Origin of the sequence: Sphingomonas sp. CFBP9019 (assembly GCF_034045155.1) — a bacterium.
Taxonomy (GTDB): domain Bacteria; phylum Pseudomonadota; class Alphaproteobacteria; order Sphingomonadales; family Sphingomonadaceae; genus Sphingomonas; species Sphingomonas aerolata.
In genome coordinates, this window is record NZ_JAXCWK010000002.1 from 731,369 (window position 1) to 745,285 (window position 13,917).

Annotated in this window: 8 protein-coding genes; 7 read left to right on the top strand and 1 reads right to left on the bottom strand. The window is 66.0% G+C overall.

The annotated features are described in order from the left end of the window. Window positions 1-37 precede the first annotated feature (37 nt). From SOM18_RS07505 to SOM18_RS07535, 7 genes are all read left to right on the top strand, one after another. Complete coding sequence (locus SOM18_RS07505; protein WP_235188413.1) at window positions 38-811, top strand: prepilin peptidase; 774 nt, start codon at window positions 38-40, stop codon at window positions 809-811. Further along, window positions 808-1,251, top strand: coding sequence for a hypothetical protein (locus tag SOM18_RS07510; RefSeq protein WP_052380969.1), 444 nt, complete (start codon window positions 808-810; stop codon window positions 1,249-1,251). Before SOM18_RS07505 ends, SOM18_RS07510 begins: the two co-directional genes overlap by 4 nt. 154 nt (window positions 1,252-1,405) lie before the next feature. Beyond that, the gene (locus SOM18_RS07515) at window positions 1,406-3,523 is read left to right on the top strand and encodes a BamA/TamA family outer membrane protein (RefSeq protein WP_320481497.1); all 2,118 of its coding nucleotides are present in this window, start codon (window positions 1,406-1,408) and stop codon (window positions 3,521-3,523) included. Beyond that, on the top strand, window positions 3,523-7,779 hold the full coding sequence (locus SOM18_RS07520) for a translocation/assembly module TamB domain-containing protein (RefSeq protein WP_031441347.1): 4,257 nt from the start codon (window positions 3,523-3,525) through the stop codon (window positions 7,777-7,779). The genes SOM18_RS07515 and SOM18_RS07520 overlap by 1 nt, the downstream gene beginning before the upstream one ends. Window positions 7,780-8,504: 725 nt before the next feature. Continuing rightward, the gene (locus SOM18_RS07525; RefSeq protein WP_081874364.1) at window positions 8,505-9,794 is read left to right on the top strand and encodes an EAL domain-containing protein; all 1,290 of its coding nucleotides are present in this window, start codon (window positions 8,505-8,507) and stop codon (window positions 9,792-9,794) included. After that, the gene (locus SOM18_RS07530) at window positions 9,795-12,281 is read left to right on the top strand and encodes an ATP-binding response regulator (protein WP_320481498.1); all 2,487 of its coding nucleotides are present in this window, start codon (window positions 9,795-9,797) and stop codon (window positions 12,279-12,281) included. Between the two features lie 64 nt (window positions 12,282-12,345). Then, the gene (locus SOM18_RS07535; protein ID WP_031394137.1) at window positions 12,346-12,738 is read left to right on the top strand and encodes a response regulator; all 393 of its coding nucleotides are present in this window, start codon (window positions 12,346-12,348) and stop codon (window positions 12,736-12,738) included. A 22-nt stretch (window positions 12,739-12,760) separates the two neighbouring features. Here the strand turns inward: SOM18_RS07535 and SOM18_RS07540 are convergent, their stop codons facing one another. Then, on the bottom strand, window positions 12,761-13,915 hold the full coding sequence (locus tag SOM18_RS07540; protein ID WP_031441344.1) for a hypothetical protein: 1,155 nt from the start codon (window positions 13,913-13,915) through the stop codon (window positions 12,761-12,763). Window positions 13,916-13,917: the final 2 nt, after the last annotated feature.

A 13,917-nucleotide genomic window follows, 5' to 3' on the forward strand; every position in this document is an offset into this window, starting at 1 on the left:
GCTTGACGGCGCGGGACGTGCCCGGCACGCGCGGCGGATGATCGACGCCATGCCCGTGCCGAGCCCGACGATCGCCGCGGCGGCGCTGGGCGTGCTCGGTGCGATCGTCGGCAGCTTCATCGCCGCGCTGGTGATTCGCTGGCCGCAGGACCGGTCGGTCGTTCGCGGGCGGTCGGCGTGCGATGCGTGCGGGCGCACGCTGACCGCGATCGATCTCGTCCCACTGGTCAGTGCGCTGCTGCTGCGGGGGCGGTGTCGGTCTTGCGGTGCGCAGATCGATCCGTTGCACTGGCGGATCGAGGCGTGCGGGCTGGCGATCGGTATCGCCGCGGGGCTCGTCGCGCCGGGGCAGGCTGCCTTGTGGGGTGCGGTCTTCGGCTGGCTGTTGCTGGCACTCGCCGCGCTCGACCTCGTCGCCTTCTGGCTGCCCGACCGTCTGACCCTCTTGCTCGCGCTCGGCGGTGCGGCGGGCGGTGTTGCCGGACTGGCGCCCGGGGGACTTGACCGTCTGATCGGCGGGGTCGCGGGGTTCGCCCTGCTCTGGACGATCGCGGCAGGTTATCGCCGGATCCGCGGACATGACGGGATGGGCGGCGGCGATCCCAAGCTGTTCGGTGCGATCGGGCTGTGGCTCGGCTGGCAGATGCTGCCCGCCGTGTTGCTGATCGCCAGCATGGTCGGGCTGGGCGCGGTGCTGACGATGCGCGTCGGCGGCAAACCCGTGACCGGGCAGACCGCGATGCCGTTCGGCGCATTGCTGGCGATCGCGGCTTATCCGGCCTGGCTCTTCATGATAGCGTCGGGCGGATGATGCTATTGCTTATCGCTGCGGCCGTGCAGGCCGCCACGCCCGCCAAGACGGTGCCCGGCGACACCACCAAGGCTCCCGCGACGCTCGGTCCGATCGGCAAGCAGGCGATGCCCGCACGGGGATGCGCGGCGTATCTCTGGTCGACGGGCGACCGCGCGCTGGTGGCGATGGCGACCGCCGATTCGGCCCGGTTGCGTCTGGCGGTCGACGGCAAGCCGGTCGATTATGCGCGAGTCGACGAGGCCGGCCCGGGTGGCTACGGCTTTGCCGGGGTCACGACCTATCGCGGTGGAGATCTGACCGTCGCACTCGACATGACGATCGTCACGCGCGAGGATCTGGCGTCAGGCGCGATGGTGCCCAATGCGACGCTACGGCTTGAGCGGCCGGGCCGCGACACCATCGTCCTTCCGGTGGCCGGTATGATCGGCTGCGTGTGAATCGCCGGATGACGGAAACCAACCCAAGTTTCGTGCGTTGCGAGGGATTAACGGGGATGAATCGAACGCGGTCGCCCTTCGAAAGGGGATCGTGTTTCCTGTGACGAGTTCGACAAGACGGCACTATTGGCTCGCGATCGCTCTGGCGGCGAGTGTGGCCGCTCCCGGCGAAGCCCAGCTCGCAAAGCCCGGTACCGCGCCCGCAAAGGGACCCGACGCACCCACGGCCGAGCAGCGATCCGACACAGGTGTCGCCGATCCCAAGGGCAACGCCCCGATCGTCCCCGACGCGGAATTCAACCAGGCGCTGCCGCCGCTTTCGAACGACATCAACGCACCGCTCGAGCCGATGGCGAGCGAGACGGCGCCCGTGACCCCCGCGACGGATGTGACCCCCGCGACGACCGCGTCGGGCGCCGTCTTGCCCCCCACCGGTCCCGAAGATCCGCAGCTGGTCGTGCCGCTTCCCGCGCTCGCGAGCTACGACACGGCACCACTGGCGACTGCTGCGGACATCAAGGACAAGGATGCGCCCGAGATCCGTTACGACGCGGAGATTAAGGGTCTGGCCGATGCCGGCGACGGGCTCGAGGCGCGCTACAAGGCCCTGTCCGCGCTGAAGGGCGGCGGCAAGGCGGCGAACACGACGCAGGTTTCGGCGCGCGCGAAGGAAGACGAGGCGCTGGTCGTCCGGCTGCTGAAGTCGCTCGGCTATTATGACGCGACCGCAGTCTCGACGATCGAAACCGTGCCCGAAAAGCCCGGGCGGCTGAAGGCAATCGTCAGCGCGCAGCCGGGACGGCTCTACACGCTCGGCTCGATCGACGTGAAGACCGCGCAGACCATTCCGCCGGATCTGGTGCGCAGCCAGTTGCCGTTGAAGGTCGGCGATCCGATCCAGGCGGACCGGATCCAGGGGGCGGAGGCCAATGTCTCGCTGATGTTGCCGCAGATGGGCTATCCGTTCGTCAAGGTCGGCGAGCGCGACATCCTGCTCGACGACGAGGCGCAGGTCCCGACCGGTGCCTATACGCTGCCCGTGGATACGGGGCCGCGCGCCTCGTTCGGGCAGTTGCGCACCGAAGGCGACGCGGTGTTCGACATCGAGCATCTGAACGTCTTTCCGCGGTTCGAGGCGGGGCAGCTCTACGACAACCGTATGACCGACGACCTGCGCGACGCGCTGGTCGCGACGAGCCTGTTCCAGAGCGTCTCGGTGGTGCCGCAGCGGACCGGCCGCACCAACCCCGACGGCACCGAGCAGGTCGACCTGCTGGTCCGGCAGGAAAAGGGCCCGGCGCGCACGCTGGGCGGCAATGTCGGCTTCTCGACCGGGCAGGGCTTCCGCGCCGAGGGGACCTGGCAGCATCGCAACCTCTTCCCCTATGAGGGTGGCCTGCTCGCGTCGGTGATCGCGGGGACGCAGGAACAGGGGCTTGCGGGCACGTTCCGGCGCGCTAATGCCGGGCGTCGCGACCGCACCTTCAGCCTGACGGCGGGGGCCAATCATTCGAACTACGACGCCTATGAGGCGTTCACGACGAGCGTCGGCATCCGCTGGAGCTATGATTCGACGCCGATCTGGCAGAAGCCGATCACCTATTACTACGGCGGCGAGCTCGTCGGCACGAACGAGAGCGTCTATGACTTCGCGCAGGGGCGAAACGTCCGGCGCACCTACGGCATCGTCGCGCTGCCCGGGCAGCTGTTGTTCGACCGCTCCGACAGCCTGCTGAACCCGACCAAGGGCTTCCGCCTGCGTTTGAACGCCAGCCCCGAAACATCGGTGCAGGGCTCGGTCAAACCCTATGTCCGCGCGATGGTCGAGGGGACCTTCTACTATCCCGTGTCGAGCAGCATCGTGATCGCCGGCCGCGCCAAGGCGGGAACGATCCAGGGCGTCGCGCGCGACGATCTGGCACCCTCGCGGCGCTATTATGGCGGCGGCGGCGGATCGGTCCGCGGCTATGGCTATCAACGCCTCGGACCGTTTGATCCCAATGGCGATCCGGTTGGTGGCCGCTCGCTCAACGAGTTCGCGCTCGAGGCGCGCTACCGGTTCGGTGATTTCGGCATCGTGCCGTTCATCGACGCGGGCAACAGCTATGAGAGCAGCACGCCGAACCTGTCGAGCCTGCGCTACGGCGCGGGTATCGGCGGTCGCTTCTACACCAGCTTCGGTCCGATGCGCATCGACGTCGCGACGCCGCTGAACCCACGCGAGGGCGACGGCAAGGTCGCGCTCTACATCTCGATCGGGCAGGCATTCTGATGGCCGAAAACGGCGCACCCCCTGCCGACCAGGGACCTATCTATCAGGCTGACGACAACGTCGTCGCCCAACGGCCGCTGTGGCAGCGGATCCTCAAGGGGATCGTGATCCTGATCGTGGCGCTGATCGCACTTGTGCTGATCGTGCTGTTCGGGATCAACACCGATCCCGGTCGCCGCCTCGTCGCGGATCAGATCGGTGGCTATACGACCGCGTCCGGTCTCAACATCAAGGTCGGCCGGATCGACGGATCCATCTACGGCGCGATGACGCTCAGCGACGTCCGCGTGTCGGACCCGACCGGCGTGTTCCTCACCAGCCCGAAGCTGCGCGTCGACTGGCGCCCGTTCGCCTTTGCCAGCAACCATGTCGACGTCCGGTCGCTGACCACGCCGCTCGTCACGCTGCAACGGCGTCCGGTGCTCAAGGCGACCCCGACCGATCCCAACGCGCCGCTGCTGCCCGATCTCGATATCGACGTGAACCGGCTGGTGATCGACCGGTTCGTGATCGGCAAGCCGGTGACGGGCCAGACGCATATCCTCAAGATCGACGGTGCGGTCCATATCGCCGACAAGCGTGCACAGCTGACGACCAACGCTGCCGCGCTGACCGGCCCCGGCATTGCCGGCGGTGACAGCCTCATTCTCAAGCTCGATGCGGTGCCCGAACAGAACAAGCTCGACGTCAACGTCAAGCTGACCGCGCCCGTTGGCGGCGTGGTCGCGACGATGGGGTCGCTCAAGGCACCGCTGACCGCAACGGTGGATGGACGCGGAAGCTGGGCCGCCTGGCGCGGCCGTGCGGTCGCGACGCTGGGCGGCGGCGAGCTCGCCAATCTCGACCTGACCGCGAAGAACGGTCATATCGAGGTGCGCGGCGCGACCCGCCCCGGCCTCTATCTCGAAGGACCGGTCGAGCGCCTGACCGCGCCACAGCTCGACGTGTCGATCGACACGACGCTGAACGACCGCAAGGCCGACACGCGCATGACGCTGAAGTCGGACGCGCTCGCGGTCGATGCCGGCGGCCTGATCGATCTCGCCAACAGCCGGTTCGCCAATTTCGCGGTCAATGCCAAGCTTCTGACCCCGGGGGCGATCCTGCCCAATCTGCGCGGTCGCGATGTCACCGCGCGCGTCGTCCTCGACGGGGCGTTCGCGACTCCGACGGTCGACTACAAGGTCCGGGCGGCAACGATCGCCTTTGGCGAAATGGGTGTCGAGAACCTCTATGCCGAGGGTCTTGCGCGCGTGAATGCCGACCGCATCCTCCTGCCGATCAAGGCCCGCGCGCGTCGCGTGACCGGGCTCAATGCGGCGGTTGGCGGTCTTGCGACCAACGTCGCGATCGACGGGGACTTCGCGATCTCCGGCGTCAACGTCCTGTCGGACAATCTCAAGATCCGTTCGGACAAGATCGACGCGACCGCGGTCGTCGTCGCGAACATGTCGACCGGACGCTACACCGGCGCGCTCAAGGGGCGGGTCAACAACTACCGCGTCGACGGGATCGGCATCGTCAACCTGACGACTGATGCGAAGCTAGTGCCGGGCCCCAATGGCGGGTTCGGCATCACCGGTCGCGTCGTCGCGCAGACCGCACAGATCTTCAACGAGGGCGCGCGTAGCTTCCTCGGCGGCAACGCGATCGTCCGGTCGGATATCGGGTACAGTCCCGAGGGGATCGTGACCTTCCGCAACCTCCGCATGAACGCGCCGCAATTCCGCGTGACGCGCGGCGAGGGGCGGTTCGATCCGGCCACCGGCGCGGTGCTCGTCAACGCCGATGCCTATTCGACCGTCTACGGGCCGCTGTCGGCGCGGGTCACGGGCAGCGCGACCGCGCCGGTCGTCGTCCTGCGTGCACCGCGGCCGGGCGTCGGCGTCGGGCTGGTCAATCTCCAGGCGCGGGTCGTCGGGCGCAACGGCGCCTATGCCGTCGTCGCGAGCGGCGGCACCGATTACGGCCCCTTCACCGCCGATGTGCTCGTAACGCCGGGCACCCAGCTTGCGGTCGACGTGCGCCGTGCGGTCTTCGCGGGCATCGTTGCACGCGGCCGGATCGTGCAGAGTGCGGCGGGGCCGTTCGCCGGTGCGCTGCAGTTCGCGGGGCAGGGACTGACGGGCAATGTCCGTCTCGCGAACCAGGGCGGGTATCAGCGCGCCGATGTCGCCGCGCGGGCCTATGGCGCAAAGATTCCGGGCATGGTCGATTTCACGATCGGCCGCGCGATCGTCGATGCCAGCGCCGTGCTGTATCCCAAGGCGCCCGAAGTGATCGCCGACGTCCAGATCGCCGACATGCGCTACGGCGAGGTCGTGTTGTCCGCCGCGCGCGCAAAGGTGAATTACGTCGGTGGCAAGGGCACCGCCCAGGCACTGGCGACGGGGTCGAGCGGCGTACCATTCCGCCTCGCGATGAATGCGAAGCTGAGCCCCGAGAACTATCTCGTTGCGCTCAAGGGCCAGGCGAACGGAATCGACTTCCGCACTGCCAATCCCGCGCGGATCCAGGCGACGCAGGGCGTCTATCGCCTTTCGCCGACCCGGATCGACTTTGGTCAGGGGACCGCGGCCGGCGCAGCGCGTCTTGCCGGCAGCTATGGCCGCGGGTTGAACGCACAAGCGCGGCTCGACAAGCTCGACCTGTCGGTGCTGAGCGCGCTGATGCCGAACCTCGGGATCGGCGGCACCGCGACGGGCAGCCTCGACTTCGCCCAGGCCAACAGCACTGCGGTGCCGACGGCGAACGTCCGTGCGACGGTGAGCAACTTCACCCGCACGGGGATCGCGGCGGTGTCCGATGCGGTCGACATCGTGTTCGCCGGCACGCTCAATGCCGATGGCGGGACCGGCCGCGCGCTGGTCCGGCGCGGGACGACGGTGGTGGGGCGCATGGTCGCCAATCTCCGGCCGCTGGGCGCTGGCGCGTCCTGGTCGGAACGACTGATGGCGGCACCGCTGTCGGGTGGCATCCGGTATAACGGGCCATCGGCAGTGCTGTTCAGCCTGGCCGCGCTGCCCAACCAGCAGCTGTCCGGGCCGATCGCGATCGCGGCGGACTTCTCCGGGCGCGTTCAGGCGCCGCGTCTGAACGGCATCGTACGGGCCGATTCGCTGACCTATGACAATGAGGTCTACGGCACGCGCCTGTCGCAGATGGCGATCAATGCGCGGTTCAACAACGACCGGCTTGAACTGACGCAGCTGCGGGCCCGTGCCGGCAATGGCAGTGTACAGGCCCAGGGCAGCGTCGGGCTTGCCGCGGACAGCGGCTTCCCGATCGATCTGCGCGCGACCCTCGACAATGCACAGCTTGCCAAGAGCGACGCGCTCAGTGCGACGACGACCGGGTCGGTGCGGTTCACCTATGGCCGCGATGGCGGACTGCTCAAGGGTGACCTGCAGATCCCGGAGGCGCGCTACGAGATCATCCGCCAGGGTCAGGCGGAGGTGGCCGAGCTGACCGGTATCCGCCGCAAGAGCGAGATCCGGCCGGCGCTGCCGACCGATCGTCCGGCGCGGCCCGCTCCGCCGAGCCTGATCAAGCTCGACCTCCGGGTGCGGGCGCCGAACCAGCTGTTCGTGTCCGGCATGGGTCTCGAATCGGAATGGGAGATGGACATGCGGATCACCGGCACGTCGACCGCGCCGGTCGTCACCGGTGGGCTCGACATCGTCCGCGGGACCTATTCGTTCGCGGGCAAGCGATTCGAGGTCAATCGCGGCACGATCCGCTTCCGCGGCGGGGCGCTGACCGATCCGGACATCAACATCCAGGCGACGACGACCACGAACAATATCACCGTCGTCATCAACGTCACGGGCACCGGTCAGCGCCCGCAGATCGCCTTCACCTCGACCCCGGCGCTGCCGCAGGACGAGGTGCTGAGCCGGCTGTTGTTCGGCACCAACCCCGAGAATCTCTCGGCGACCGAGGCGATCCAGCTGGCGTCCGCGCTCAATTCATTGCGCGGATCGGGTGGCGGTCTGAATCCGCTCGGCAAGCTGCGTTCGGCGACCGGCTTCGATCGTCTCCGCGTCCTTGGCGCAGACGAGGCCAGCGGGCGTGGCACCAGCCTTGCGGCAGGCAAATACCTAACCGACAACATCTATGTGGAGATCGTGACCGACGCGAAGGGCTTCACCTCGACCCAGCTGGAGATTGCCCTGACCAAGGCGCTCAGCCTGCTCTCGTCGGCCGGTGCGCAGGGCGGGACCAACGCCAGCGTGAAATACTCCAAGGACTATTGATCACCTCATCCCGTGGCGGCGCGAATCACGCCCGCCACGGGATCTCGCTTGATCGGTGATTTCCGCTTGCGGACAGGCTCGCGCGTCCATTGACGTCGCGTGTGCGGGCACGGCGATGTTGCGCGAAGGCCTGAGCCGTTCGCGAGACGATGCCGGGTGCCCGGGCTTTCCGCCGGCGATGTGGTGGTCCGTTCGGACTGATGACAGGAATGACGGCTGTCGCTGATGCATGACCCGATACGGTCTTGCAGGGCGGCTCTACGCCTGTGCCACGTGGCGGTCAGCGCACGGGGCAATGCCGTTCGCGGCGGGCCGGGGGGGGCAGGCCGGTCTGGATCTTAAACTACTATAGTTGAACGTCGTCAAATTGGCCCGGTGCCGATGGAAGCCGAACCACGAAACCGCGGATCTTTCCAAAAACGCCGGGCCGGCACCTGTTTACCAGGGGCGCATCGAGTCGCCATAGACGAGCGAAAGAATGAACTTCAGCACTTTTTTCTCCCTTATTCACGCCGTTTCGGACGCTTGATAAAGTTAATCAGGCGTTAATTGAAACACAACATGGTTTATTGATCGTTAACCATGTTTACGTGTCGTAATGGGAGGCTTAACGCTATCTTCAGTATCGGCAGCTAGCGTTTCGGAGATGAATGACCGGTCGCATCTTCCTTCCGACTGCCGTTGCGACGTGCGTGAGTGCGGGTATGCGTCGACGGGGCGGTCCTATGACTGACGTCCCGGAGCACGTGACTGTGCCTTGCCTTCCGGTCGCTTATCATGGCTGGCAGTTCGTCATCCTGGCGGAAGTGGCGAATTTCGCGATGCTTCGCCGGCATGTCGGGCGGGGCCGTGCAGACACGCTGGTCGGCGACATCGCGATCCGGATCGCAGCCTTGCTGCCACAGTCGCGCACCGAAATCGCCGCCCGCGACCTGATCGACATCGCGCTGCTGGGGGATCAGCAGAGCGATCTCGATCTGGCGCTCGACCAGATCGCGCACGCCTTCACCACGCCGTTCGACATCGATGGCGAGCTCTATCATGTCGACCTGACGCTGGGCGGCGCGTCGGTCCGTGCGCCACAGCACGACGAGGTTCGCCTGGTCGAGGAAGCCGAGCTCGCGCTTGCCGATGCTCGGGTCGAGCGCGGACCGATCGCGCGCGACGCATCGGCGGCCAGCGCGTCGCTCGACCGGCTGATGCTGGCGCGCGAGTTGCACAAGGCGATCGGCGGCGACCAGCTGTTCCTTCAATATCAACCCAAGGTCCATCTGCGTCGGCAGGAGATCGTCAGTGTCGAGGCGCTGGTCCGCTGGCGCCATCCGCAGCGCGGCCTCGTGTTGCCGAGCGACTTCATCCCGATCGCGGAGGAGAGTCGCGACATCGTTGCGCTCACGCTATGGACGATCGAGCAGGTGATCGGCGACCAGCGGATCCTGGCGGCGCATGGTCATGAACTGCCGATCTTCATCAATATCGCCGGCGTCTTGCTCGCCGATGCGCGATTCGTGCGGCAGGCGTGCGAGATGATCACGTCGAGCGGCGCGCGTCTGGGCTTCGAGATCACCGAGACGTCGGTGATTCGCGATCCGGAAAGCGCGATCCGGAATTTGCAGATCTTCGCGGATATCGGCATCGTGATCGCGATCGACGATTATGGTGCCGGCCTGTCGTCGCTCGCCTATCTCAAGCAGCTTCCCGCCAGCGAGCTCAAGATCGACAAGCTCTTCGTCACGCAACTCACCAGTTCGAACCGCGATCCGCTGATCGTCCGGTCGACCATTGATCTGGCGCATGCGCTCGAGATGGAAGTTGTGGCAGAAGGGGTTGAAACCCCGGCAGCAATGGCATTGCTGTCGGTCATGGGGTGCGACATGGTGCAGGGATTCCTGATCAGCCGCCCGATCGGGCTCGATGCGCTGCTCCCGTTCCTGGCGGAGGAACGTCACCTCGCAATCGCGCAGGATGTGCGGTCGCCTTTCACGCGGGTGGCGGCCTTTCGGAAGAGCGGCTGAATGCACAGGTCGATCCGATCGCGTGTGATCGCTTGCAGCCTGGCGGTGGGCGTGATGTTGGCAGCGCCCTTTCTGACGGCTGCGGCCCCGGTCGTGAAAGTGTCCGCCGCGACATCGGCGGTACGGTTCGACGCCGCGATCGCCGACGCGAAGTCGGCGATGCAGGTCGATCCTTCCGTGGCAATCCGTAAGGCAAAGGCAGCCGAGACGATCGCCCAAGGCATCAATGATCCGGTCCGGAAGGAGAACGCGCTCGCCACCGCCTGGTGGTTGCAGGGTGAGGCATTGATCCGGGTCAGCGACCCGGATCATGCCGAACTGCTCATCGCGCGGTCGCTGGCGATCGTTCAGCGGCGCGACCCCAATTCGAACCTGCACGCCAACGTCCTGCTGTCGCGGGGCGGGGTGCATGCGGCGCGCGGGCAGGTCGCCGCGTCGCTGGCCGACTACCAGAACGCGCACAACATCTTCCGCGCGCTTTCGGATAGTCGCAACCGCGCAAAGGCGCTGATGTTGATTGCGGCGCTCTATGGCGACGGCAATGATGCCGAGTCGGCGCTGAAGTATCTGGGCCAAGCACTGGACACTTATGACGGCGATCCTGGTCTGCTAGTTTCAATCTATAATAACAGGGGGTCGTATCTGCAGGATCTTGGCCGTTACGATCAGTCCGCGGCGCAGTACGGCAACGCCCTGCGGCTCGCGGGGCAGATGAAAAGCCCGCTTTTGCAATCCCGTATCCAGGGAAATATTGCTAGGACGCTTCTCAAGGCTGGTAAGATCGCTGCGGCAGCGAAGGCCGTCGCGTCGAGCCAGCGCCTTACCCTGCGATCAGAAGCTGCGGTGTGGCGCGTTCAGCTCCTGCCGATCGCCGCCGAAGTTGCGTTAAAGCAGGGCAATCTGCAGCGCGCGTTGGCGCTGATTTCGGAACGTTTTGCGGGCGTCGATGTCGAAAAAACCAGCTTGTCGTTTAGGGAAGCGCACCAGACAGCTTATGTAATCTACAAAGCGCTCGACCGCCCTGCAGACGCACTCGTCCATCTCGAGGCGCAGAAGCGTCTGGATGATCAGGCGACCAAGCTTGCTACCAATATGAGCACGGCTTTGCTGGCGGCACGATTCGACTTTGCGAATCAGGAACTGAAGATTTCGAAGCTGCGCGCCAACGACCTCGAGCGCAGCGTGCGGTACGAGAAGGATCGGGCGAAGACACAGCGGCTGATGTTCATCGGCGCGATCGCCGCAGTTTCGATCATCATTGGCATGCTCGCGATCGGCCTGGTGACGATCCGTCGCAGTCGCGACAAGGTCCGGGCGGCGAATGACGATCTCGCGATCACCAATGCCGCGCTTGGCAAGGCACTCGCGGCGAAGACCGAATTCCTTGCCACGACGAGCCACGAGATCCGCACGCCGCTGAACGGGATATTGGGCATGACCGAGGTGATGCTCGCGGACCCCGGCCTGGCGCCCGATGTGCGCGATCGCCTCGGCATCGTGCGCGGCGCGGGGGCGACGATGCGCGCGCTGGTCGACGACATTCTCGACATCGCCAAGATGGAAACCGGCAACCTGACGATCGAGTTCGCGCCGTTCGATCTGTGCGCCACGGTGACCGATGCTGCGCAGATGTGGGAGGAGCAGGCCCGGTCGAAGGGGCTGTCGTTCACGCTCGACATGGCCGACTGCCCCGCCCGGATCATGGGCGACGCCGCGCGAGTGCGGCAGATCGTGTTCAACCTGTTGTCGAATGCGCTGAAGTTCACCCGCGAGGGCGCGGTGACGGTGGCGTTGCGGACCGGTGAAGACCGGCTGTGGCTCGACGTATCCGATTCGGGCATCGGCATTCCGGCGAACAAGCTCGACGAGATCTTCGAATCCTTCCGCCAGGCGGATGCCGGAACGACGCGGCAGTTTGGCGGCACCGGGCTCGGCCTGTCGATCTGTCGCAACCTCGCGCGCGCGATGAATGGCGACGTCACGGTCACCAGCCGCGAAGGGCAGGGCGCCACGTTCACGCTCAGCCTGCCGCTGGTCCATGCGGAGGCGATCGCGCTCGGCGACCTGGGGGCCGATCAGGGAACCGGCGCGGCGACGTTGATCATCGACCGCAATCCCATCATGCGCAGCATGTTCCGGACGCTGGTGACACCGCATTGCGACATCGTCCTGACCGCCGCCTCGATCGACGAGGCTGTCACACTGCTGGCGCAGACGGTCGTCGCGAACATCGTGATCGACGATGCGACGTTGCGCGCCGGTGGAGATCCGGGGCCGGCGCTGGAGCAGCTGACACGGGCGGCGGGTGATGCCGCGACGACGCTGTTGTGGCCCGCCGATCGGCTCGACGATCCGGCATTGCTCACGACTGCCATTACACGCATCGTTGCGAAGCCTGTATCGGGTGCGGATCTGGTCGAAGCGATCTTCGCGTCGCCGGTAGTTAAAAACAACGCAATTCCCGATCTTGTCTCGCGGGCGGCTTGATGCGTAAACGCCTAGCAATGACGGACAGTGCGCCTCTCCCGGTCGACCCGTCACGGAGGATATGTTGAACATATTGTTCATCGAGGACGATCGGATGAACCGCCGCGTGGTGGGCGACATGCTCGACGTGGCCGGCGCGACGATGGTCGAGGCGGAAAGCGCCGAGCGTGGCCTCGAAATCCTCGACGAGCAGGATTTCGAGATGGTGCTGGTCGACCTGCGCATGCCGGGCATGGACGGGATCACCGCGATCCGCCACATCCGCGCGCGGTCCGACGCCAAGGGCATGGTCCCGATCATCGTCGTGACCGCGGACGTCGCCCCCGACCTTCGCCAGCGCTGTCTTTCCGCGGGCGCCGACGATGTGATCTTCAAGCCGGTCGCGATGGATTCGCTGTTCGACGCGATCGGCCGGATCCTCGCGCGTGAGGCACAGGGCGACGGGCTGATCGGCTGATCGCAGGCCGGTCATACGGCCGCTAGAGCGTCTTTTCGTAGACCTGGTAGACCTTGTTCATGCGGCTCTCGATCGTCTCGGCGATCGAGCGCATCCCCTGATTGTCGTCGAGGATCCAGCCGATCTCGGCGCGGGTCGCGCCGTAATCCTGCGAGGCGGAACGCCGGATATATTCGATCATCATGAAGGCGAGCTGGCTTGCCATGCGTGACGACTGCAGCTCCCGGACGACTCCCATCAGCGGCACGCGGACCGTCTTCACCTTTGGTTTGCGCAGCCACAGCAACAGCTTGGCCCAGCCAAACGGCAGGAGCGACCCGCGCAGCGGTTTGATCGCCTCGTTCAGGTCGGGCAGCGTGATCATGAACGCGACGGGCTTGCCGTCGACCTCGGCGATCCGGATCAGGTCGTTGAAGACGATCGGCTTGAGCTTGACCCCGACATCCTTGATCTCGGGCGGCGTCAGGGGCACGAACCCCCAGTTGCTCGACCAGGCATCGTTGAGGATGGCTAGGATGATCGCGGCCTCGTCCTCGAACCGCGACTTGTCGACCTCGCGGATGACGATCCGCGGATTCTTCTCGCCCGACTTGATGATCCGCTGGACGATCGGCGGGAATTGCCGCGTGACGTCGACCTCATAGGTCATCAGCCGCTTGACCGGGACCTGGCCCGACCGCTCGACCCAGTCACGATATTCGGGGCGTGCATGCCCCATCATGATCGTCGGCGCGTGATCATAGCCCTCGACGAGGAGACCGGGCTCCTCCCAGATCGACATGCTGATCGGGCCGAGCATCCGCGCCATGCCCTGTGCGCGTAGCCAATCCTCGGCGGCGGCGAGCAAAGCCTGGAACACCGGCTCGCTCTCCGCCTCCATCAGCCCCCATTGGCCGACGCCGGGGCCAAAGCCCTGTTCGGCGGGCATGGTGAGCGCGAGCGTGTCGATATGCGCGGAGATGCGACCGACGACCCGGCCATTCTCCTCGGCGAGGAACAGTTGCGCCTTGGCATGGCTGAACCAGCCATTCTTCTCGGGCGTGATCAGCCCGAGCGCTTCGGTCTTGAGCGGCGGGACCCAGTGCGGATCGTCGCGATAGAGGCCGAAGGGCACATCGACAAAGACCTTGCGATCACGCTTCGTCTCGACCTTGCGGATCGTTATCGTACCGGCCATTG

Bases quoted from the DNA above. Each gene is read 5' to 3' on its own strand.
- SOM18_RS07540 (WP_031441344.1), bottom strand. From the start codon at position 13,915: ATGGCCGGTACGATAACGATCCGCAAGGTCGAGACGAAGCGTGATCGC.
- SOM18_RS07530 (WP_320481498.1), top strand. From the start codon at position 9,795: ATGCACAGGTCGATCCGATCGCGTGTGATCGCTTGCAGCCTGGCGGTG.
- SOM18_RS07525 (WP_081874364.1), top strand. From the start codon at position 8,505: ATGACTGACGTCCCGGAGCACGTGACTGTGCCTTGCCTTCCGGTCGCT.
- SOM18_RS07510 (WP_052380969.1), top strand. From the start codon at position 808: ATGATGCTATTGCTTATCGCTGCGGCCGTGCAGGCCGCCACGCCCGCC.
- SOM18_RS07505 (WP_235188413.1), top strand. From the start codon at position 38: ATGATCGACGCCATGCCCGTGCCGAGCCCGACGATCGCCGCGGCGGCG.
- SOM18_RS07520 (WP_031441347.1), top strand. From the start codon at position 3,523: ATGGCCGAAAACGGCGCACCCCCTGCCGACCAGGGACCTATCTATCAG.